A 21483-nucleotide genomic window follows, 5' to 3' on the forward strand; every position below is an offset into this window, starting at 1 on the left:
CAGCTGCTTCGCCTTCTAATGGCGAAGCAGCTGTTCAGTCTTTATAGGGATCAAACTCGTTCGCACCAGCCATACAAACCCCAACCGGCCGTAGCACATGTAATATTTCGATTGTGTCCTCATGCGCATCCAATACGGACTGTAGCTGACGGTAAACAAAAGGACTTTCATCCGTTCCCCCGCCTCGCAGCTCGACTCCGAACTGAGCGACAGCATCTGCCATTTGCTTATCAGTTATTTGCCCGCCAGTTCGTTTTTTCGTCTTCCAATTCATTTTGCCTGCCGCTTGTGTACGGCTCATAATTCGACCGGCTCCATGCACGGTACTATAGAAGGAATCCTTATTCGCTTCATTATCTTTACCCCGCACAATGACCGAAATATCCCCCATACTTCCGCCAATGAAGCCTAATTGGCCAGGAGCCGACGGAGTTGCACCTTTACGGACAACCATCCGTTCCTTCCCTTCGTGGGTTTCCTTCCAGGCGAAATTATGGTGATTATGAACTTCCATTAAAGAATTTGCCCCTAATATAGCCAGCACTTGATCCATTACCGTATCTCTGCCAGCGTATGCGTATTTCCCAGCAAGCGTCATGGCTCGATAATACATATCACCCAGTTCCGTTTCCAGATCCACTAAAGTAGGTGCCTGCTCCATACTTTCCCCCGGTGCCCGATCTGAAAACTTTCTGCCGTTCGCCAAATTGAGAAAACCGCTTGCCGTCTTATGCCCAAATCCCCGGCTTCCAAAATGATTTGCGATCCACACATCTCCGGTCTCTTCTTCAATTAAAAGGTCCACATAATGATTACCCGCGCCAACCGTGCCAAGCTGATCAGACGCTAGCTTCTTCAGCCGGTCATGCTCCTGCTGGCCAATTCGCTTATAGACATCCCAGTCTGGATCTTCAAACAGTGAATGATCGACAGGTTCTGCATTTTTCCGACCCATCCCAAAGGAAATCCTGGATGCGATCGCATCCATAATCTTTGGGAGGTCTTCTTGTATATCATGCCACTTCATATCTGTGCGCACTGCTTTGTTGCCACACGCTATATCATAGCCAACCCCCGAAGGAGATAATTGGCCATCATAAACAACGACTCCCCCAACGGGCTGGCTATACCCATAATGCCCATCTGCACATAGTACGCCCCCAACAACATTGCCGGTATTTAAACAATTGTCAAACTGCCGCAGTGTCTGTTCTTCGTGCTTCCCGAACACACGCTTCCTCATTCCCTCAACTCCTGTATTTGTTTGTAGATTTCTATTATTTCATACGGCAGAAAGAATAGAAACCCATATGAGAATACATAGAAGTTCTGGTTTTATCAGCAATTGGGCCAGATTGATAAACAAGATCAGAGAACAAAAAAACCTTAACTTCTATATTGATGTAGGGATTTTGTCGTTTGAATACAAGGTTGCTCAAAGACTAGTTCAGAATTGTCAACTCAAAACACCCAAAATATATCTAAGTTAGACAGACATAATCGATTAGTTACTTATAGGATTCGAGCGCATAACCAATGTAAACCAAATGGCATATCCAAGATAAACTAATGACAGGATAAAGAATATAAAATCAAACTGTTCGGCCAACTGCCGGATTAGAGCAAAAAGAACAACAACGAAATGTATAAGATTTCCTAACACGACAGGTTTGTTATAGATGCCGCCGATTCGGGCCGAACTTAAACCAGTTCAACATTGCGAACCCTAAAAATAGTCCCCCAATGATTTGCAGTAGAATCAGACTAATAGGCAAAAATAAAATGACCGATATTTCTGAAATTCATTCGGACATAAAGGTTCCTGCCAACCCCAACAACCCTATCATCACGGCACTACTACTCAAAAGCCAATTTGTTTTCATTTGGTTTCCCCTTTTTCATACCAAATTGGAATTTTCTAACAATAGAATTGCAAGGTATGTATTGGTTTTAACCGCAATAAACCACGAGTACAGTCCCATGTATTTTAAATGGCTATCGTTAAATGGCATCATATACTTCTAAAATTGCCTCTCTAATATGTTACGTAATCGGCGTTTTCGACTGTCAAACTGAGTATCTTGCGCGGCATCCATCGAAGTTAATTACATCATATGACGCGAGCAATCGTTCGATACCTTTGTAAGATATGCCTGGCACTTTCTCATGCACGTCGGCCACACTTGACGTTTTCCATTGCATTAATTAGTATGAGTAATCGTAAGTTTCGTGTTCGGAGACAGCCCCATGTATTTGTCATTTAGCTTTCGTAGCGTGTCTTTTCTAGGCGCAAGTTATTTAACTAACCGCAAATGACGTCCGGCGTAAGTCATCGGTGCGAATGACTTGCCTGCTGAGCGTGCCTACAAAAACAGTCGAACAAATGGAGGATATGAGTCCGATAAACTTCGATCGTTCGCTGCCGCCCTCACTCCGAAACTATTGCGTGAATAAATGCTCTGAGTGCTTCAATGGTACGTGTGTATCAGATGACCGACCAAATTTATTATCATTTTGCGGTCCGGAATAAGTTGGATTATTACTAGTTACCAACGCATTTGCACCTCCGTTAATGTTACACCGATTCAGTCGGAAAGTGACCAACAGCCTAAAAGAGAAGCCGCGGTACACTGCCGATAAGTCAACGAGTGACGTTATGACAATAAACCGCGGCCAAATGCGCTTTGAAGCGTTATGACGTCCCAGGCAGGATTCGAACCTGCGACCTACGGCTTAGGAGGCCGTCGCTCTATCCCCTGAGCTACTGAGACATGATTTAATAAAGCTAAAGTTACTAGAGAACAGTAAAAATTATATATGACGAATCCGTTCAAAGCAAGCTAATCGGATTGATTTTTATTTCATTAATTCACATATTACGTTTGAATAGTTATAAATAAATGCAAAGATTATAGTAGTTAGAAGCAGGACTTTAACTTTAATCTGATTTCATGTTTTAATGAACAGATATTCAACGTAACAAATAACGAATTTTTTATTATGCAATTAAACTAACTATGCTATCATGTCAATACATCCATCTATTTAGTCGATTCTAATTATTATTTTTTGTTTTACTAATATACCGGCCAAGTAGAATGGCCTTCTAAAAGAACTAAAATTCGGAGGAAAATTTATGCTATTTATGTTGATTGTGAAAGCTTCACAGAATTCAGAATGTGGAAATCTCCCAAATCAAGAGCTAAATGAAGCAATGAGTAAGTACAATGAGGAATTAGTTAGAGCAGGTGTGCGGGTTGCGGCTAAGGGACTCTATCCAAGTTCAAATGGGCTTCGCATTTCGTTTCCGAGACCAGGAGAAAAAGTAGTTACGGATGGTCCCTTTACTGAAACAAAAGATTTGATTGCCGGCTTCCTATTGATTGATGTGAAGTCGAGGGAAGAAGCTATCGAATGGGCAATGCGGATGCCGGACCCACAGGGCTTTGGGGAAGGTCAGATTGAACTCCGTCAAGTAATTGAGGATCCTTTACTGTTTGCAAAAGAAGCAGCTAATTACGAGAGAAATTAAAGAAAGAAAGACTATAGTGAAAATATTTAAAACCCGTCGTGAAATTGAAATAATAACGGCAAGAAAGAAACGGATTTCAACACTTGGAATTCTTATGGCGATCCAGTAAAAATTATTCCTTCTACAACCCAGAAATCTAAATCGCCCATACTTGAAAAAGCAAAAAAGGATGGAAACAAAGTTATTAATAATTGAGAGTAATTATCGACTCGAAACAATTTCATATCAATAATATGTGTAATTATAAGCCGTTTCTTATTTAGAGACGGCTTTTATTTATACATTTTAAGTAATTGATTCTGAAGAAATTGCATTATCTTGAAAAAATGCTTCTATCAAAGCTAGGTATTTTTCAGAATGAACTAAACTTAACTCCCCATGATTCATCCTCTCTGCAATATAAAGAGTACTATGAGGGATGGTTTCCGCCAACAGCCGCGCCGATTTTTTCATTAATTGTATTTCTTTCGAGCCGACAATAATCAATACATTCCCCTCTGTCTCCCGCAATCTTTGATTCAGTTGAAAGTTCCCATTGCTGTATGTGATATTCATCAGTGATTCTCTTGAAATCTTTTGGCTGTCTTCGAAATATGTATCAAACAAATTATCTTCTATTTGCAAGGTTCTGGCCTGCATCTTAGCAAACCATTTCCATCGAATCCATCGATAGGTCATTTTTTGAGCCATTATTGATAATTTCGTCAGTGTTTTGATAGGAATAGCTAACCCACTTTCGATAACGGCATGCCGGGTAATGTCTTTCCTTTTAGAAATCACTTCCATGACGATTTGGGCACCTAATGACAATCCACATATGGCAAATACCCGACCGTTACAATGCGTATCTATAAAATTTATTAGCTGATCTGCTGAATCCTCAATACTTTTAAAGGTTGTTTCGCTGTCTTCGCCATGCCCATCTATAATTGGTGTGACCACATAATAGTTGTTTGATAAATAATCAACTTGTCTTTTCAAGGACCAATCAGAAAGGCCCCCGCCGTGTAGCAAAATAATCGCTTCCATTTCTGAATTTCCCGATACGATAAACTTCATGACTTTCCCCCTATTGGTATTCTTTCTTATAAAATAGTTTCTTTAGTTTTGCGAAAGATTTTGCATCGCGCTCAAAATAATAATTCCAGTCAACTGAGGCGAGATCATCTCCTACTTCCTTTAACAATTCTGCCTCATACCCATTGAGCAACCACTTAATATAGGTGAATACCTCACGCGTGGACAGATCATCCCGAAACAAATCCATATCCAAGTTGTCATGAAGCTTACTTAAAATATCTTCTTCAAGCTTAATTAGCTGTTCTTCCATTGCAGTCGGCAGCTCAATTTCATCTCTAAACTGGTAATAGTAACTAGAAAGAAAACTAAATAGATAGGGATTTTCTAGATAAATGGCATGTTTTAAACTACGCTGCTGCTTATACCTTTCAAAAAAATCCCGAATGTCTGTATCCATTTTATTGACGTAGTGTTCCTTTACATAATCGATTGCAAACTCAAGAAGAAAATAACACAATTGCTGTTTGTTTTGAAAATAATAGAAAAGCAAGCCCTTCGAAATTCCTGCCCGTTTGATAATACGATTGGTTGAGGCATTTGAAAAACCATGCGATGCAAATTCCTCAAACGATGCATTCATGATTTTTTTGCGTTTTTCAATGTCCATATCCCACAAGTTATTCATCAAAACCCTCCACTTTGACCAGATTGGTCAATTCCAGTATAGAACATTTGACCAACCTGGTCAAATTAACACAAAAAATGAGATGGCCTAAAGTACAAAGCCATCTTTAAATCAATCATATTATCCAACTCATTCTCTACCAAACCAATTCAAAAGTTTCAAATCAACCTCATCGACATATCCCATATCTTCTTCACCATCCCACAGGATGATTTTTGAGGTCTCAGCATTCTTCTGAAATGGCTGTAATCGATTAATGCTCGTGAAGTATACAGGATTATATTTCAGTGATTGAGTTGCCAGGTTCTTCACTTTCATCAGGCCTTTAAACTGCATTTCCGTTACCCTTTGTCCTGTTTCCTCATATAGTTCCCGAATCGCACAATCCCTGGCAGTTTCATGATCTTCTCGTTGTCCAGCAGGAATTTCCCATTGTTCCCTCCATGTGTTATAACACATTAGATACTTACCGGCACATTCGACAATTGCAAAAGAACCGGCAATTGGATGATACAGCATTATTTCTTCTTCGGTCAGTGGAAAGAATTCCACCCATTCGTATCCATGATTTTTTGTTATCATCTTTTCACCCAAGTCCCCCTATCCCCTTTATCGAGTCATTGACTACTTCCGCTGCCTTTCCATTACTTCCGCCACTTGCTGACTATGTCCTTCATCCTCTAAATACAACTTCTCAATGATTGTTTTATAGTCTTTGTCATTTCGATTTTGGCTCAATTTATATGCAGCTTGGACTTCGGTCACCTTAATTTTGAATCCCACAATTCCTTTGAGTTCTTTCGTAATTAACCCATCTGAAAGCTTCTCCCATAAGACACCTTCTGGACGATGACTTTCGTATTTCTTCAATAAATGCGTCAGATCTTGGACAAGTTCTTCTTGAGTTACTATTTCAGGAATGCCATAAAGATGTACAGCCTGGTAATTCCATGTCGGGACGTTCTCCTCTTCATACCATGAAGAAGAAATATAGGAATGCGGTCCTTGAATAACGAGAAGAACTTCATCGTTTTCCTTAAAAGATTTCCATTGCGGATTACCATACGCCATATGGCCTGTCACAAAATAGTCCTCTCCATTTTGTTTAAAAAGAATTGGAAGATGGGTAGCGATGGGCCTTCCATTCTTTGAAGTAACCAGCATAGCAAACGAGTGCTTTTCGATAAAATCGTTTATTTCTTCCATGTCGGTTACTTTAAAGTATTTTGGTATGTACATGCTCAGATAGCCTCCATTCTGTTTCATGTTATTTGATTTATATTAGCATTCTAACAGTTTCCACGTTTAATCAATATGAAAATCATCGAAATATATCCGTTTCCTTCTATTTTATTAAGTATGAGTACCGCCAAGTGAGGCACACTAATAAAAGCGAAATGCAAGAGGAGCGATACAGATGACAGATGAAGACAAACGTAAATTTTTGCCAAAACAGGAACAACTGCGACAGAAGAGCTACGAAGAGTTCTCTCATGAATTTGCCTCCCTGGGCGATTACCGCAACGCAATGATCGAATCATACCGTGAGATGAAGAAAGCTGAAGACCAACGCGAACAGGAAGATTCATAAAGTGTCGCCCTCTAAAAAGGGATAAAGATAGGTAAAATATTTCTACAGGAGGCCGATACGACATGGAGAGAAGTTCATCTACCGAAAGATTTCAACCGTTGACCTCCATTTCCAGCGGAGATGGATTGGAAGTAACACCAGATCTATACTGCCTGACGATCCAAATCGTCAATGTCGTTTTTTATGGGCATGCAGATGAGGGTAATGATTGGGTGTTAATTGATGCCGGGATGCCTAAATCAGCTGATGCGATTAGAGAAGCAGCCGAGGATCGATTTGGCGCAAACAATCCGCCAAAAGCAATCATCTTGACACATGGACATTTTGATCACATCGGCGGACTGATAGATCTGTTAGAAGTTTGGCACGTACCTGTTTACGCCCATTCATTGGAAATTCCCTATTTAACAGGGCGAAAGGATTATCCGAAACCAGATATGTCTGTGGAGGGAGGAATGGTTGCAAAGTTGTCATTCATGTTTCCTCATGAAGGCATCAATCTCGGCCATAACGTCCATCCACTCGCAAATGATCATACTGTGCCTTTTATGCCCGAATGGAAATGGATTCATACGCCTGGACACACGGAAGGACATATTTCCCTCTTCCGTGCAAATGACCATGCAATGATTGTAGGTGATGCTTTTGTGACAGTTCGCCAAGATGCATTATATAAAGTGATTACGCAAGAGCAAGAAGTAAATGGCCCTCCACGATATTTGACAACCGATTGGGAGAAATCCGAGCAATCCGTTGAAATCCTTCAAGCCATAGACCCGCATTTCGCAATTACGGGGCATGGCCAGCCGGCAGAGGGCAGCTGGCTGAAAGAGAACCTGACAGAACTTGCCGCTAATTTTAGAAAAAGGGCCGTTCCGGATCATGGTAAATTCGTCGAGGATAATCAGTAATAAGGACGTGAAGCCGGATTCCTAAGAATCCGGCTTTCTCATGTCATGTAATCTTGAAACGGTTCCCTGTGTTTGAATAGAATATCGCAAACCCTATCAGACAAAACAAGGAACTTATGCCGACAATAAGGAATACTTGGGAGTCAAGCATCTCACTAACTCCGATCATGATCATGCATAAACAAATTCCATACATAATGTTACCCATAAATCTGCACAATGCCTGTTCATCATAACTTGCTTTTTCTTCCTCAGTCATCGTATTATAACCCGCAAGAAGGGCAGCACCTTTACCTCTTGATAGTACAAACCCGAATATAAGAAAAGGGACGGATAAAAACAGAAGACTTAATCCCATAGATACTTACCCCCTTTCTGAAGAGTTCTTTCTATTATATACATTTCATCAAGTCATCGGTTGCACAAAAAAAGACGAAGAAGCGTCTACTACTTCGTCTTTCATTATCACTATTTATAATCTACTTACACGATTAACAAAACAATGAATGCAAAGATGGCAACAAATAGAAGAAGAATGATTGTCGGTATGAGAATGGTGATCAAAGCTTTCCATACCGGGAAACGGTGCGCTTCTGCAACACAAAACAACATTCCGATGAATGCCCATATGGAAATAATTATTGTCAAGAAACCGGAAATGAGAAGCCAAATGGTAGTACCTATGCCCCCTTCTATATAAGAAGTGAAGATAGAGCTTCCTACTATTAGTAGGTCAGGAATCCAGAGAACGGCACCTACGATATAGAATATATTTGCAATTCCGAATACCATACGCAAGTCTTGATAGGTACCTTTGCCTCCTAGCCATTTTCCAACAAGATATGCGATGCCCGATCCGATCCACCAACCAATATATCCAAAGATCGGCCCCATTACTAACGCGATCAAAAAGATGAAAGGCGTCGGTATTTTATCCCCTAACTCTTTGGTAACCGCTTTGTCCAACACTTCGAAGATGCCTCCAATCAAGACTAGCACAACAAGGTAACTCATTGGCATTTTCTCGATCGCATACCGGGCAGTCACTTTTGGCCGGACCCAAATGGACAGCCACGGATTCAACTTTTCTGGAACTGGCTGACGATTTTCTACTATTGTGTTCATGTCGTACCTCCATTTTATGTATTGCCATCACTATACGATTATCTTGAAGGATTGTTTCAACCATTCTCTAAAAAGGGTCAAACGATAGAGAAGAAAAGAGAGATTCAGTCCTTTGGAATCAAAAAAAGAGGAGGATGGCTCCTCCTCTAAAACACTTAACTGCGATTCAATTCTTTCCCCATTCCTTTTAAGAAATTCAGAGAGAATTTAACTGCTTCATTAATATCCGGGTCATTCAAAGCGGTCAACATTTGGAATACACTGACCTTCGAATCACTGCCTCTGTACAATTCCGCCTCTGTCAAACCGCTTTGCACACTGGCAGCCAGCTTGGAAGTCGTTTCCGGATTAATGGAAGAAAGCATGCCTGCCACATTCGTCAGATGGTTGATCATATTGGTAACTGGCTCCCGGGAAGCTTGTGAGACGGCAATGCCAGCCAGCTTTTCCCGCGCCTCGGCCATTGCTTTTACTGCATCTAATATGCCTGCCTCATTTAATTCATTTGTGATTGCGAGTATTTTTTTGACAGCTTGCTCCTGTTCCGCTAGCAGTGATTGCAATTCATTTAATTTCGCTTCTTGAATTTCCTCCTGGGAAAATTCTCTTCTGGTTATCGTTGTAATCGGCGCAGCCATCTATACTCACCCTTTCTCCACGTCGGTTAAATGCTCATAGCCTGGTCTTGCCCATTTCCGCTCCACTTCCACTCCATTTTGCGGATGTCTTTTCTTATTTCGCGGGTTGGATGCCGGCAATGGGTTCTTGCCTTCTTTCCGGATTACTTCCATTCGTACTTTTGTCTGCTTAAAGGCCGGCGTGTTGGTTCTCTGGTCGACAGCCGGTCCCGTCAGGAAGTTAATGGCCGATTCCTTTTCCACAGAATTCATCGGCAGGAACAGTTCATTTCCTTTCACTCGGTCCGTGACGAGCGCAGGGAGCCGCAATGCACCGTACGGCGATACGAGTCGTACGGTTGAACCGCTGACAACACCGCGTTCCTTCGCCAGTTCCGGTGATACCTCCACAAATATTTCTGGTACTTTAGATTGGATTCCATCAGATTTATTCGTCATATTTCCTTCATGGAAGTGTTCCAGCATACGTCCATTATTAATATGCAAATCAAATTCATCCGGGAATTGAGCCGGCTCTACCCAATCAGATAGGGCGAATCGGGCTTTTTTATCCGGGAAATTGAAACCATTCATATATAGAAGAGGTGTACTTTCACCGCCCAAGCTGCCCCAGAAGAAACTGTCCCACCCTTCCATGACTGAATAATCCGCTTGGCCGAACAATGGAGATAAACTTGCCATTTCGGCAAAAATTTCACCTGGATGACTGTAGTTCCAATCCGCTCCAAGACGGTTCGCGATCTCCTGCATGATTTTCCAATCAGCTTTCGCATCACCCAGCTCCGGTAATGCTTGATACAATCGCTGTACTCGTCTTTCCGTATTGGTGAAAGTTCCATCTTTCTCAAGCGAAGGAACAGCTGGTAATATGACATCTGCATATCGGGCTGTTCGTGAGAAGAAGATGTCCTGAACGACAAGGAAATCCAGCTTGGAAAGTACATCATGGACATGATTGGCGTTCGAATCGACGAGCGCCATATCTTCCCCTACAATATACATCCCTTTCATAATTCCTTGATCGACCGCATGAAGCATTTGAATATTATCAAGTCCAGGCTTCTCTTCGATCTCAACGCCATATGCCCTCTCGAACTTCTTTCGCGCAGAGTCATCAGTGACGTGCTGGTACCCCGGCAACCAGCCAGGAAGCGTTCCCATATCGCATGCACCTTGCACGTTGTTATGTCCCCGCAATGGATAAGCGCCAGCTCCAGGACGTCGATAATTCCCAGTTGCCAGAAGCAAATTGGAGATAGCGGCGGACGTATCGGATCCACCTGTATTTTGCGTAACGCCCATTCCCCATAAAATACATGTTCCATCTGCATCCCGAATCATTTCTGCTGTCTGGATCAACTTCTCTTTCGGCACGCCGGTAATATGCTCTGCAAAATCCATTGTGTACGTATGCAGCACTTCTTTCAATTCTTCAAAATAGTGAACGTTATCACGGATGAATTGTTCGTCATGCCATCCTTGGTCAATCATATATTTTGTAATCGCCATCAGCCAGACTTGATCTGTTCCTTGCTTCGGACTAATAAAAATATCCGAGCGTTCAGCCATTTCATGCTTTCGTAAATCTGCCACGACAAGCTTTTGTCCATGAAGCTTATGCGCCCGTTTCACTCGGGTGGCGAGAACAGGATGGCCTTCTGCTGGATTCGCGCCAACGATAATGACAAGACCCGCTTTTGCGATATCCTTTATCGTCCCAGCATCTCCTCCCATTCCGACAGTGCGGAACAGGCCATCCGTCGCTGGCGACTGGCAATAACGTGAGCAATTGTCCACATTATTCGTCTGGAACACTTGCCTTGCCAACTTCTGCATCAAATAGTTCTCTTCGTTCGTGATTTTTGATGAAGAGATAAGACCTACGCTATCACGGCCATGCTTCCGATGGATGCCGCCCAATTTGGCAGCAACTAAATCCAGCGCTTCCTCCCAGCTCGCTTCTTCAAATGCTTCGCCACGCCGGATCAGAGGTTTTGTCAGACGTTCTTCACTGTTGATAAAATCCCAACCAAACTTCCCTTTCACACAAGTGGAGATCGCATTGACAGGTGCCTCTGAAACAGGCTGGATTTTTAAAATCTTGCGGTCTTTCGTCCAAACTTCGAAGGAACAGCCCACACCACAAAACGTACAGACAGTCTTGGTCTTTTTCGTCCTCGTTTCCCTCATTGCAGCCTCGGCATCTGAAATCGCCATGATTCCGCTATATCCAGGTTCTACGTCTTTCACCAAATCAATCATCGGTGTTAAAATGTCATCTTCTAGGCCCGTCATGAAACCAGCCTCGCCCAGCATTGACTTTTCCATTAATGCGTTGCAGGGACATACTGTGACACAGTGCCCGCAGCTGACACAGGAGGAATCATTAATTTTAGCGCCCCCATCCCATAATACCATTGGCCGCTCCCGTTCCCAATCTATCGAAAGCGTTTCATTCACTTGCAAATTTTGACATACTTCCACGCATTGGCCGCAGGCAATACATTGGTTCGGATCGTATCTGTAAAACGGATTTGTCAAATCGACGCTGTCTTTTGTGCATTTCGGCTCATAAGGATATTTCTGATGCTCAATCTCCATCATGTCCACAGTGTTATGTATTTTGCAATTCCCATTGTTGTTGTCGCACACTGTGCAATACAGCAGATGGTTTTCGAGAATGCGATCCATCGCCTCTGTCTGTGCCTCCTTAGCACGAGGGGAAGACAATTGCACATTCATCCCTGCTTCAGCACGTGTCGAACAGGATCTGACCAGCTTGCCATCCACTTCCACAATACATGTATCGCATGTTTCGATTGGATCGACTTCGGGCAAATGGCAAATTTGAGGATGTGCAATACCTGCTTGATTGATCACTTGGAGAATCGTCATGCCTTCATCGAAGTCATGGCGTGAATCATTAATCTTAATTGACATGTTCTTCCGAATCCCCTTTCATAAAAAAATCCACTATGAAAAATACGCCAAAAACGCCGGCATACAAACTTTCATAGTGGAAATAGTCCAATAGCAGACCTTGCTAAATAACCAATCCAAATTTAAGATAAATGAGAAAGATAGTGCCGATGCATGACATACAAAAGCACCCTCTTGCATTCTAGTATAGTTCATGGAATTGTAATATACAACTAGTCTTTCGATAATTTCTTGATTATTCTAATTATGAAGAACAGGAGTGGTTGAATGTCAAAGAAAATCCATGAATTTAATGCAATTATCCGGAAGCTGCGTAAAGATTTGTTCGGCAAGGGGCCGGAGCGGATCCATTCCGTCATTGTTGATAATATGGTCATTTCCACACTCTATGGGAATTTGACGCCAACGGAAAAATTCATTGCCGGAACACCAGAGGGAAAAGAGATGGTGCACGCTGCTCGGACTCGGATGATCCAGGAAGTATATGATATTGCGCCCCCAGATGGCTTGGAAGAGCTGATTGGCGCCAAATTCGTCCATTTGTTTTCCGATATCAAAGTGGATGATGACATTGCGGTTTCTGTTTTCTTATTCGATCGGAATATTGAGTGAGGAAGGGAGAGAAAACATTGGAACTTCGAAATCAACGGGCCATTGTAAAATATTCAAATGGCCAGTTTGTTTCAAAACTGGATGAAGTGGCAGTAGAATACCCGATCACTGTACTGTTAAATGGCAAAGAATTTATTACGATTGTCTGCACACCTCAATACATCGAGGAGATGGTCATCGGATTTTTAGCATCCGAAAAAGTCGTTACCGATATCCGCCATATTACAGATGTACGCTGGGAAGAATCGACAGGGATTGTCCATGTAACAACAGAGCAAACGTTTCCCTTTTACGAAAAACTGCAAAACAAACGATACATCACGTCCTGTTGCGGGATGAGCCGGCAAGGTTTCGTGTTCGCAAACGATGCCCTTGCCGCAAAGAAAGTGGACACGAGGAATGTACTTCTCAGCGCATCGAACTGCTTTACATTGATGGCCCAGATGGATGAAAATGCGGAATTATTTCACCAGACGGGCGGCGTGCACATCGCTTCCCTTTGCGATCCAAAAGGAGCGGTAGTCCGGCGAATGGATATTGGACGGCATAACGCATTGGATAAGATTTACGGCCATTGTTTACGTGAAAACATTCCGGTAAAGGATAAAGTGGTTGTTTTCAGTGGGCGCATCTCTTCCGAAATCCTATTGAAAGTTTCTAAAATTGGCTGTGAAGTTGTACTTTCAAAATCAGCACCGACAGATTTAGCCATTGAACTTGCTGATGAGTTGGGCATTACTGCAGTCGGATTTATTCGCCGCAATACGTTTAATGTCTACTCGCATGCTGAACGGATAACTGACGGATAATTCTAATTCTAAAAAAAATTTAGTGACACGAAAACTTTTTGGTGGTATTATGGCGGAAATGTGACAAACCTATGTCTCTATCTTCCAGTTCTGTCACCCGGGCCGAGACATCTTTTCTGTCCATCATACTTTTATCAAAAAGGAGACGTGAAAAGTGAAAAAGACAAAAAACAGATGGTTGATCGCCGCTTCTGCCGTAGGAATCCATATCTCAATTGGATCCGTCTATGCATGGAGCAATTTTACAAACCCGTTGATCGAGCAATTCGGCTGGTCAACGAGCCAGGTGCAATTGACATTTAGTATCGCCATACTTTTTCTTGGTCTGTCTGCAGCATTTCTGGGTCATTTCGTTGAGAAATACGGCCCTCGCAAAGCGGGTTTGTTTGCTGCAATCTGTTTCGGTACGGGAGTAATCGGCGCGGGATTTGCTGTAAGCGCTTCCTCGCTGCCACTGCTTTATCTGTTCTATGGAGTCCTCGGTGGAATAGGGCTCGGTGTCGGTTACATCTCGCCTGTTTCTACACTGGTGAAATGGTTTCCAGATCGACGAGGTCTTGCAACGGGCCTTGCAATCATGGGCTTTGGTTTTGCAGCTGCAATTAGCAGCCCGATCATGGAGGCACTCATTACATCCGTCGGCTTAAAGAATACGTTTTTCATTTTAGGAACTGCCTATTTCATCATCATGGTCCTTTCATCTCTTTACTTGGAAAAGCCAGAGGAAGGCTGGGTTCCTGCAGGCTTTAAAGCAAAACTGGAATCTGGAAAAGTGGAAGCGAAACAGGATTTGGCTCAATTGACAGCAAACGAAGCTGTTAAGACAAAACGATTCTACTATTTATGGCTTATGCTGTTCATCAATGTCACATGCGGCATCGCAATCCTGTCTGCTGCCAAACCGCTGGCCATTGAAAGTATTGGCATGACGACAGTTCAAGCGGCGGCACTTGTCGGAGTCCTTGGATTGTTCAATGGAGCCGGCCGACTTGGATGGGCATCGATTTCCGATTATATCGGCAGACAACATACGTACACTGCCTTTTTCGTTATCCAGCTTGCCTTGTTCGCGCTGTTGCCATTTACGACAAATGCCATTATTTTTCAAGTTATGTTAGCTGTCATCTATACTTGCTACGGCGGCGGCTTCGCTTGCATACCTGCCTATATCGGAGACATTTTTGGGACGAAGCAGCTTGGTGCCATCCACGGCTATATTCTAACTGCATGGTCGGCGGCAGGGATTGCGGGTCCAATGTTTGCTGCTTGGATGAAAGATACGACGGGAAGCTATGAAAGTAGTCTACTGTTCTTCGCTGGACTTTTTGCTGTTGCGTTTGTTATCTCTCTGCTTATTAAAGCAGATATCAAGAAAGTCCGGGCGCGAAATGGCGTAGAAAACAAGAATATGCCAGAACCGATTAAGAGCGTTTAATAAATCTCTTCAAGAAGCCTGTGATTTCTTTTTTCACGGGCTTTTACGTATGTTTGGAGTGCCTTGGGGTACGCTAACCGAAATGATTGAGGAGAGAAAAGCATGAAACAATTTCTTATTATTCTCACGCTTTGCACCCTCGTGTTTTTAGCCACTCCTTTGCGTTCGGAACCGACCGAATCAGTAACAATGCCAACAGCTTTCACTAGCGAAAAAGATTTGAGACAAATTATTGATTCGTATGCGAAGACAATGAGGATCAAACCCGAGAATGCGATTGTGGATTCAGTTTGGAAAGCAATTCCTGGTTATAATGGCCTAACTGTGGATGTCGAGGCAAGTTTTGATCGAATGGCACCAAGTGGAAAGTTTGATGAATCATTAGTCGTTTATAAGGAGCTGCCGCCAGCAGTCCGATTGGCAGATTTGCCACCCTCCCCGATATATAAAGGAAATCCAGAAAAACCGATGGTCACTTTTTTAATTAACGTGGCGTGGGGTGATGAATTCATACGTCCTATGCTTGATGTCTTGGACAAGCACGACGTCAAGGTCACATTCTTCCTTGACGGTAGCTGGACTGCAAAAACTCCAGATCTTGTGAAAGAAATTTATCGACAAGGCCATGAAATTGGCAATCACGCTTATAGTCATCCAGATCTCGCTAAGTCCTCTTCTTCAAAAACGAGGGATGAATTAAGAAAAACGAATGAGATCATCGAGAAAACAATCGGTGTAAAACCAACGTGGTTCGGTCCACCAAGCGGCAGTTTTACGAATGATACTATCGCCATCGCAAGGGATGAAGGAATGCTAACTGTATTATGGACAGTTGATACAGTTGATTGGAAACAACCCGACTCCGATGAGATGGTAAAACGTGTGCTTTCAAAAGTCGAAAACGGCTCGATGATTTTGATGCACCCGACTAAACCAACTGCGGAAGGTATGGACCGACTCATAAAAGGCATTAAAGAAAAAGGGCTGGCCATTGGTACTGTATCTGGTTTGCTCAGTGAAAAACGAATTGATTCCGTCGAGCATGAAGAGTTTTACATGCCATAAAATGAGCCCCATCATCAATCGATGATGGGGCTTCTGTTTACGATTTATTTTTGCTTTCAGCGTCATGAATATAATCCGTTTCCCAAAAATCCGCATTTTTAATACCGAGTTTTTTCGGATGAAAGATGGGATCCAATCCGGCTTTTTTCTGCCGTTCATAATCCTTCAGCGCTAGGAGAGCCGGTTTAGCAAGGATTACGATTGCAATGACATTCAGCCATACCATGATGCCAAGCCCGACATCACCAAGCGCCCATGCTAACTCAGCCGGCCGGATAGCGCCAATAAATGCTGTTAACAAAATAATGAGCTTCAGCACGAACATGATCGTTTTGGAATTTCGGTTTCGGAACAAATATGCGATATTTGTTTCCGCGATATAGTAATAGGCCATGATCGTTGTAAATGCAAAGAAGAATAGCGCAATAGCTACAAACCCAGCACCAAAACCAGGCATCACCGTATCTACTGCAGCTTGTGTATAACCAGGTCCTTGTTCCACATCGACCAAGTTATGAACGATATAGCTGCCATCTTCTGCTTGTGTGTTAAAGGCCCCAGTGAAAAGGATCATAAATGCCGTGGCGGAACAGACAAGCAATGTATCGATATACACTGAAAACGCTTGCACAAGTCCTTGTTTTGCCGGGTGAGATACTTCGGCTGCGGCCGCTGCATGAGCCCCCGTCCCTTGACCGGCTTCATTCGAGAAAACGCCTCGTTTGACGCCCCACGAAATGGCCATCCCGATAATGCCGCCAAACGCGGAATCCATCGCGAAGGCACTCTTAAAAATGAGGCCAATGACTTCAGGCAGTGCTGTAATATTCATTGCAATAATAATGACGGAGAACAGGATGTATCCAAGTGCCATGAACGGAACAATTACTTGTGCGGTGCTGGCAATCCGCTTAACCCCTCCGAGAATGATGAATCCGAGCAATAGAATGATGATCGCACCCGTTACCCAAGTCGGCATGGAAAAGGCATTTTTCATACCAGCCGCAATGGAATTCGATTGAACGCCTGGCATTAACACAGCCATTGCAATCAACGCCGCAATTGCAAACGTCATGCCAAACCATTTCCAGCCTATTCCCTTCTCGATGAAATATGCCGGACCACCTCGATATTGCCCATCTTGCTTCACCTTATAAATCTGTGCCAACGTTGACTCGACAAATGCACTGGAAGCTCCAATGAATGCGATCGCCCACATCCAAAATACAGCCCCAGGACCACCATAGAAAATAGCCGTTGCCACACCTGCAATATTCCCTGTTCCTACACGTCCGGATAACGCGATAGACATCGCTTGAAAGGAAGAAACACCCGCTTCCGAACTTTTGCCTTGGAACATCAATCGAACCATTTCTTTAATATGCCGCACTTGCAAAAACCGGGTTAGTATAGAGAATACTAATCCAACCCCTAGTAAAATATAAATGACTGGCGTACTCCACAAAATATCATTTAACAGACTGACAAACTCGTTCATTTAACACCCCTCCTTCGATTTAACCATAAATATGAATGGTAGTTTCATAATATACAATATAAATAGAATAGTAAAATATTTTTATTTTTTGTTCTAAATTGAAACTGATGTCTGATTCTGGATTAATATTACGTGTGGTTTAGGTTTATTCAATAAGTGGTACAACTATAGAAGGAATAGGGTCAGATTGGAGTGAAATTTGATATGGAAATTCTATTATATGTCAGTGCCATTATTGCCGCGCTGTCTCTGTTGTTAATCGCCATCTTTGTCATCATTACATTAAAAAGCGCGAAACAGATGCTGGGAGATATGTCGGAAACGATGAAACGAATGGAAACGAAAATTGGTAAAGTAACCACCGAATCAGAGCGATTGATGGCAAAAACTAACGATATTGCGGCAGATGTCGAGTTGAAAGTAAAATCGTTGGATGGCTTGCAAGCCTCAGCAGCCAACCTATCCAAGACGACCGAACATATGAATCGTTCCTTCAACGAATTATCAAAAGAAATTGCGTCGCCTCCGCAAAAATACGTGGATTTGATGGAAAAAGCGACCGTGCTGACCGAAACCATTTCCCGCATTTATGCGATCTTTAAAAAACGGTCAAGCGAACCGGCAGCAAGACAGGAAGAGGCAGTACGGGATCCCCTCCCGCCTTCCCGGCAAATTGAAATGTATAGCCAAAACGGCATGAATCATGTAGAGAGGTGATGAAATGGACTGGCTTGGCATTGGAGTACTTATTATAGGCATAGCGTTCGCAGTACTCGTTATTCTGTTAATTAAACCGATCAACAAGCTGTCAGAAACGCTGGATAACGTGGAAAAAACGACAAACCAACTCCCCAGTTTAATGAATGACGTTTCTCGAAAGACAGCTGAATTACTCGACAATGGAAATTCAACATTAAAACAGGTCAATAAATCAGCAAAAGAAATTGACCCGTATTTTACGATCATTGGTGATGTAGGTGAAGCATCCCATGAATTGACTACGGCCGCGCTTCAAAAGGCGACGGAATGGAAAACAAAAACGACAGGCGCCAAACAGTTTGTCCAGAAAGAAAAATACGCTGGATTATTCGGCGTACTCTCGTTCTTACAATTTTTAAAGGAACGGAAGCAAATTACTACTACAACGGTCAAAATGACCACAAAGGATAATAAGCGCGCGTAATGGCCAATAGCCGTTACGCGTTTTCATTTTATCATCTTCCTTTATTTCCTTCTGCCAACGTAAAGCAAATGTGAAGATATGCCTAAAATTGATGGATCTGTTGCTCTTTCTCGAATAAATTCAAAGACCTTTTCTACCTCTTCCTCGCCTTTCTCTTTCCAGTAGGTCCTACTTGCTGGAGGTATTATTGCACCTATATTTGAACCTATCAATTCCAATGATTCAAAACCATTTTCCTCCATAAAAGGATTGATATCATTCACATTAAAATAATATGCGCCTGTAAAGCGTCCTTCTTCTGCATGATTGAAGCATCCGGTTTCATCAAATTGAGTAATTGTATTCATATTATCATTCGGCTTCCAATGCTCTGGATAGATAAGGGAATTGAGTAAATGGCGAATTCGAGGCATAAATGCCACAAACACAATTCCGTTTCTTTTGGTTACCCGATGCAATTCCTGAATTGCCTTGATTCGGTCCAGTTCATTCTGCAAATGATACATAGGACCAAGCATAAGAGAGGCTTCAAATTGTTCGTCTTCAAGCATGGCAAGATTCCTCGCATCCGCTTCATGAAATGCCTCAAATTGGCTTACTAAATCAAGCTCAGCAGCTTTCTCCCTTGCAATTTGCACCAGCCTGGGAGTTAAATCTGTCAATGTAACTTGATAACCGCCTTTCGCCAGCTCCATTGCATACTTTCCTGGGCCCGCGCCATTATCTAGGATAGATCCGCATGGTGGTAAATATTTTTTGATATAATGCCAGTTGACACGAAATTCGAGCGGTTCCCGTTCCAGCCTTCCCCACTCATCAAATTGATTGTAATAAGTAATGATTTCATTCATTTCATACACTCCCCTTAACCCACGATTGTTCTTTAATTCGCCAAGAAGATGTTCAAAACCTTTCCCTACGTTTTAAACATAAAAAAGATGCCCGTGAATGATCACGGACATTTTCTTTTATTTATCATCAGCTGTATATTTCCCAATTGTCGCAGCTTCCTTTGCTTCTTGTTTCATCCGTTCAATATCGAAAGTACGCTGTTCTCCCGTCACATACAATTTTCTTGGACGAACCGTCTTTTGATTTTTCATGTCATTCCTTTTACGGATGGTGTAATAGCCAAGTGCGGCAATCCCATATATGCCACCGATCTTCTGGTTCCGCTTCGCCTCGTCGGCCAGCTCCATTTTAGATTTAGCCGAATCCACCACATCAACTAATGAGGAAGAATACGTTCTTGTCGTATCCCCTATATCACCGACAATTTGAAATAACGGTGTCAGGGATTCCAGTTTTTTATTCGTATCTGCCAATGTTTGTGTACTCGTATGAATCAAGTTGCCGGTTTCTCCAAGCAGCTGATTCATTTGCTTCGGTAAAGATTCCATGGTCTCATTCACACCATTCAAGACACCTGCAAGCCTGTTCAGCACACGTGCAAGAAAGATGGCAAGCAGTAAAAAGGCTACGCCGATCAATAAAACACCCAATCCAGTCAAACTCATAGGCTTCCCTCTCCTCCTTGATAACTTTTCCCTTTTCGTTCTCCTTGTTTCCACGATTTGAATAATCCTACTGCAAATTCGGAAAACTGAATGATGCGGACAAACGGGCCAGCCCCTTTTAAAGTGTCGTCTTGTTCGTACGATTGGGTCACACCCGAGATGCCCTCCGTTAACGTTTCACTCGTGTCGGCAACATCACGTACCACATAGAAGGCGCTGGTCATCGAATCCAACTTTACTTCCAGGTCATTGACCGTGTTTCCGGCCACATATAAGGTATCCTCCATCTCTCCAATCATCTGATCAACACGGGCTTCCATAAATGAAACACTTCTTCCAGCAGTAGAAAGAAGACGGGATGTCCTCAATAACATGATGGCTATATAAATGGATACAATAGCAAACGAAATCGCGATCAGAAAAACGCCGATATGTACAAGCATACGTAAATTCCTCCTTCCTACCCTTCGTATACCCGAAGATGACGAAAAATAAGCGTGACATTAGCCGCATACACAAAAAATCGGGCTTGGCATCTTTCACCAAGCCCTTACTTATCAAATCATCTTTAACAACGCATCTTTACCAATCATGCCGGCCGTTATGCCTTTTTCTTCCGCCTCCAAAGTTACGGATTCCAGCGGCGCCTCAAGCAGCTGATCAATCGTCTTCACGCCGACTGCACGGCCTGCCACTATCTTCCTTTCAGCCAGCACATTATTCAATAGCCCCACATCCAAAGCACCACACATAATATACCCCTTGTCATTCGATACCGTCAGTAAAGTCGTTTTTGGCAAAAATACTGTTACCGCTGTAAACGGATGACCATCCAAAAATAACGGAGTCACTGTCACCATCTGCACCGCCCCTTTCCTCCCTATACATATGGGCGGGGACTCAAAAATGTGATTCATGTTCG

At 42.8% G+C, this 21483-nt stretch carries 23 protein-coding genes and 1 tRNA gene; 9 read left to right on the plus strand and 15 right to left on the minus strand.

Annotated elements, in window-relative coordinates; translation table 11 throughout:
* Positions 1–34 precede the first annotated feature (34 nt).
* Positions 35–1243 (minus strand): RtcB family protein, encoded by a 1209-nt coding sequence (locus ACSW3C_RS05790; RefSeq protein ID WP_486561405.1) that lies wholly within the window; start codon positions 1241–1243, stop codon positions 35–37.
* Positions 1244–2698: 1455 nt separating this feature from the next.
* Positions 2699–2771 (minus strand) — tRNA-Arg (locus tag ACSW3C_RS05795).
* Positions 2772–3136: 365 nt separating this feature from the next.
* Here ACSW3C_RS05795 and ACSW3C_RS05800 point away from each other — a divergent pair.
* Positions 3137–3532 (plus strand): YciI family protein, encoded by a 396-nt coding sequence (locus tag ACSW3C_RS05800; protein WP_486561406.1) that lies wholly within the window; start codon positions 3137–3139, stop codon positions 3530–3532.
* Positions 3533–3817: 285 nt separating this feature from the next.
* On the opposite strand, the gene ACSW3C_RS05805 is transcribed toward ACSW3C_RS05800, so the two are convergent.
* The 4 genes from ACSW3C_RS05805 to ACSW3C_RS05820 form a co-directional block, all read right to left on the minus strand.
* Positions 3818–4591 (minus strand): alpha/beta fold hydrolase, encoded by a 774-nt coding sequence (locus ACSW3C_RS05805; protein WP_486561407.1) that lies wholly within the window; start codon positions 4589–4591, stop codon positions 3818–3820.
* Positions 4592–4601: 10 nt separating this feature from the next.
* The gene (locus ACSW3C_RS05810) at positions 4602–5237 is read right to left on the minus strand and encodes a TetR/AcrR family transcriptional regulator (protein ID WP_486561408.1); all 636 of its coding nucleotides are present in this window, start codon (positions 5235–5237) and stop codon (positions 4602–4604) included.
* A gap of 129 nt (positions 5238–5366) precedes the next feature.
* A complete protein-coding gene (locus ACSW3C_RS05815) occupies positions 5367–5831 on the minus strand; it encodes an NUDIX domain-containing protein (RefSeq protein WP_486561410.1) in 465 nt (154 codons plus the stop codon).
* A 30-nt stretch (positions 5832–5861) separates the two neighbouring features.
* Complete coding sequence (locus ACSW3C_RS05820; RefSeq protein WP_486561411.1) at positions 5862–6476, minus strand: FMN-binding negative transcriptional regulator; 615 nt, start codon at positions 6474–6476, stop codon at positions 5862–5864.
* 178 nt (positions 6477–6654) lie between these two features.
* Here ACSW3C_RS05820 and ACSW3C_RS05825 point away from each other — a divergent pair, with 178 nt between their 5' ends.
* Complete coding sequence (locus ACSW3C_RS05825; RefSeq protein ID WP_486561412.1) at positions 6655–6828, plus strand: hypothetical protein; 174 nt, start codon at positions 6655–6657, stop codon at positions 6826–6828.
* A gap of 62 nt (positions 6829–6890) precedes the next feature.
* Positions 6891–7739 (plus strand): MBL fold metallo-hydrolase, encoded by an 849-nt coding sequence (locus ACSW3C_RS05830; protein ID WP_486561414.1) that lies wholly within the window; start codon positions 6891–6893, stop codon positions 7737–7739.
* 43 nt (positions 7740–7782) lie between these two features.
* On the opposite strand, the gene ACSW3C_RS05835 is transcribed toward ACSW3C_RS05830, so the two are convergent.
* The 4 genes from ACSW3C_RS05835 to fdhF form a co-directional block, all read right to left on the minus strand.
* Positions 7783–8097 carry a DUF3784 domain-containing protein gene (locus ACSW3C_RS05835; protein ID WP_486561415.1) on the minus strand — a complete coding sequence of 105 codons (315 nt, stop codon included), beginning with the start codon at positions 8095–8097 and terminating at the stop codon, positions 7783–7785.
* A 125-nt stretch (positions 8098–8222) separates the two neighbouring features.
* On the minus strand, positions 8223–8864 hold the full coding sequence (locus ACSW3C_RS05840) for a Yip1 family protein (protein ID WP_486561416.1): 642 nt from the start codon (positions 8862–8864) through the stop codon (positions 8223–8225).
* Between the two features lie 155 nt (positions 8865–9019).
* On the minus strand, positions 9020–9502 hold the full coding sequence (locus ACSW3C_RS05845; protein ID WP_486561418.1) for a helical membrane plugin domain-containing protein: 483 nt from the start codon (positions 9500–9502) through the stop codon (positions 9020–9022).
* A 6-nt stretch (positions 9503–9508) separates the two neighbouring features.
* On the minus strand, positions 9509–12442 hold the full coding sequence (gene fdhF / locus ACSW3C_RS05850; protein WP_486561420.1) for a formate dehydrogenase subunit alpha: 2934 nt from the start codon (positions 12440–12442) through the stop codon (positions 9509–9511).
* A 267-nt stretch (positions 12443–12709) separates the two neighbouring features.
* Between fdhF and ACSW3C_RS05855 the strand changes: the two genes are divergently transcribed.
* The 4 genes from ACSW3C_RS05855 (at position 12710) to ACSW3C_RS05870 (ending at position 16363) form a co-directional block, all read left to right on the plus strand.
* The gene (locus ACSW3C_RS05855) at positions 12710–13054 is read left to right on the plus strand and encodes a Na-translocating system protein MpsC family protein (RefSeq protein ID WP_238081568.1); all 345 of its coding nucleotides are present in this window, start codon (positions 12710–12712) and stop codon (positions 13052–13054) included.
* Between the two features lie 17 nt (positions 13055–13071).
* Positions 13072–13863, plus strand: a complete 792-nt coding sequence (gene fdhD, locus ACSW3C_RS05860) for a formate dehydrogenase accessory sulfurtransferase FdhD (RefSeq protein ID WP_486561421.1) — start codon at positions 13072–13074, stop codon at positions 13861–13863.
* A gap of 154 nt (positions 13864–14017) precedes the next feature.
* Positions 14018–15298 carry an L-lactate MFS transporter gene (locus ACSW3C_RS05865; protein WP_486561422.1) on the plus strand — a complete coding sequence of 427 codons (1281 nt, stop codon included), beginning with the start codon at positions 14018–14020 and terminating at the stop codon, positions 15296–15298.
* A 102-nt stretch (positions 15299–15400) separates the two neighbouring features.
* Entirely contained in the window at positions 15401–16363 is a 963-nt protein-coding gene (locus tag ACSW3C_RS05870) for a polysaccharide deacetylase family protein (protein WP_486561424.1), read from the plus strand.
* A gap of 37 nt (positions 16364–16400) precedes the next feature.
* Here ACSW3C_RS05870 and ACSW3C_RS05875 read toward each other — a convergent pair whose 3' ends face one another.
* Positions 16401–17861 (minus strand): alanine/glycine:cation symporter family protein, encoded by a 1461-nt coding sequence (locus ACSW3C_RS05875; RefSeq protein ID WP_486561426.1) that lies wholly within the window; start codon positions 17859–17861, stop codon positions 16401–16403.
* Between the two features lie 204 nt (positions 17862–18065).
* On the opposite strand from ACSW3C_RS05875, the gene ACSW3C_RS05880 reads away from it, so the two are divergent.
* A complete protein-coding gene (locus ACSW3C_RS05880; RefSeq protein WP_486561427.1) occupies positions 18066–18578 on the plus strand; it encodes a DUF948 domain-containing protein in 513 nt (170 codons plus the stop codon).
* A gap of 4 nt (positions 18579–18582) precedes the next feature.
* Entirely contained in the window at positions 18583–19044 is a 462-nt protein-coding gene (locus tag ACSW3C_RS05885; RefSeq protein WP_486561428.1) for a DUF948 domain-containing protein, read from the plus strand.
* 41 nt (positions 19045–19085) lie between these two features.
* Here the strand turns inward: ACSW3C_RS05885 and ACSW3C_RS05890 are convergent, their stop codons facing one another.
* From ACSW3C_RS05890 to ACSW3C_RS05905, 4 genes are all read right to left on the minus strand, one after another.
* On the minus strand, positions 19086–19895 hold the full coding sequence (locus ACSW3C_RS05890; protein WP_486561429.1) for a class I SAM-dependent methyltransferase: 810 nt from the start codon (positions 19893–19895) through the stop codon (positions 19086–19088).
* A gap of 117 nt (positions 19896–20012) precedes the next feature.
* Positions 20013–20561 (minus strand): DUF948 domain-containing protein, encoded by a 549-nt coding sequence (locus ACSW3C_RS05895; RefSeq protein ID WP_486561431.1) that lies wholly within the window; start codon positions 20559–20561, stop codon positions 20013–20015.
* Positions 20558–21004: a DUF948 domain-containing protein gene (locus tag ACSW3C_RS05900; RefSeq protein WP_486561432.1), complete on the minus strand. Its 447-nt coding sequence runs from the start codon at positions 21002–21004 to the stop codon at positions 20558–20560. Before ACSW3C_RS05900 ends, ACSW3C_RS05895 begins: the two co-directional genes overlap by 4 nt.
* A gap of 114 nt (positions 21005–21118) precedes the next feature.
* Positions 21119–21421, minus strand: coding sequence for a YunC family protein (locus ACSW3C_RS05905; protein WP_486561433.1), 303 nt, complete (start codon positions 21419–21421; stop codon positions 21119–21121).
* Positions 21422–21483: the final 62 nt, after the last annotated feature.

The organism is Sporosarcina sp. AD_1, from assembly GCF_057373025.1.

Excerpts from the sequence above, each read along its gene's own strand:
- ACSW3C_RS05855 (WP_238081568.1), top strand. The coding sequence starts at position 12,710 with ATGTCAAAGAAAATCCATGAATTTAATGCAATTATCCGGAAGCTGCGT.
- ACSW3C_RS05895 (WP_486561431.1), bottom strand. The coding sequence starts at position 20,561 with ATGAGTTTGACTGGATTGGGTGTTTTATTGATCGGCGTAGCCTTTTTA.
- ACSW3C_RS05845 (WP_486561418.1), bottom strand. The coding sequence starts at position 9,502 with ATGGCTGCGCCGATTACAACGATAACCAGAAGAGAATTTTCCCAGGAG.
- ACSW3C_RS05900 (WP_486561432.1), bottom strand. The coding sequence starts at position 21,004 with ATGCTTGTACATATCGGCGTTTTTCTGATCGCGATTTCGTTTGCTATT.
- ACSW3C_RS05840 (WP_486561416.1), bottom strand. The coding sequence starts at position 8,864 with ATGAACACAATAGTAGAAAATCGTCAGCCAGTTCCAGAAAAGTTGAAT.
- ACSW3C_RS05830 (WP_486561414.1), top strand. The coding sequence starts at position 6,891 with ATGGAGAGAAGTTCATCTACCGAAAGATTTCAACCGTTGACCTCCATT.
- ACSW3C_RS05800 (WP_486561406.1), top strand. The coding sequence starts at position 3,137 with ATGCTATTTATGTTGATTGTGAAAGCTTCACAGAATTCAGAATGTGGA.
- fdhF (WP_486561420.1), bottom strand. The coding sequence starts at position 12,442 with ATGTCAATTAAGATTAATGATTCACGCCATGACTTCGATGAAGGCATG.
- ACSW3C_RS05805 (WP_486561407.1), bottom strand. The coding sequence starts at position 4,591 with ATGAAGTTTATCGTATCGGGAAATTCAGAAATGGAAGCGATTATTTTG.
- ACSW3C_RS05880 (WP_486561427.1), top strand. The coding sequence starts at position 18,066 with ATGGAAATTCTATTATATGTCAGTGCCATTATTGCCGCGCTGTCTCTG.
- ACSW3C_RS05820 (WP_486561411.1), bottom strand. The coding sequence starts at position 6,476 with ATGTACATACCAAAATACTTTAAAGTAACCGACATGGAAGAAATAAAC.
- ACSW3C_RS05885 (WP_486561428.1), top strand. The coding sequence starts at position 18,583 with ATGGACTGGCTTGGCATTGGAGTACTTATTATAGGCATAGCGTTCGCA.
- ACSW3C_RS05810 (WP_486561408.1), bottom strand. The coding sequence starts at position 5,237 with ATGAATAACTTGTGGGATATGGACATTGAAAAACGCAAAAAAATCATG.
- ACSW3C_RS05790 (WP_486561405.1), bottom strand. The coding sequence starts at position 1,243 with ATGAGGAAGCGTGTGTTCGGGAAGCACGAAGAACAGACACTGCGGCAG.
- ACSW3C_RS05835 (WP_486561415.1), bottom strand. The coding sequence starts at position 8,097 with ATGGGATTAAGTCTTCTGTTTTTATCCGTCCCTTTTCTTATATTCGGG.
- ACSW3C_RS05870 (WP_486561424.1), top strand. The coding sequence starts at position 15,401 with ATGAAACAATTTCTTATTATTCTCACGCTTTGCACCCTCGTGTTTTTA.
- ACSW3C_RS05905 (WP_486561433.1), bottom strand. The coding sequence starts at position 21,421 with ATGGTGACAGTGACTCCGTTATTTTTGGATGGTCATCCGTTTACAGCG.
- ACSW3C_RS05825 (WP_486561412.1), top strand. The coding sequence starts at position 6,655 with ATGACAGATGAAGACAAACGTAAATTTTTGCCAAAACAGGAACAACTG.
- ACSW3C_RS05890 (WP_486561429.1), bottom strand. The coding sequence starts at position 19,895 with ATGAATGAAATCATTACTTATTACAATCAATTTGATGAGTGGGGAAGG.
- ACSW3C_RS05875 (WP_486561426.1), bottom strand. The coding sequence starts at position 17,861 with ATGAACGAGTTTGTCAGTCTGTTAAATGATATTTTGTGGAGTACGCCA.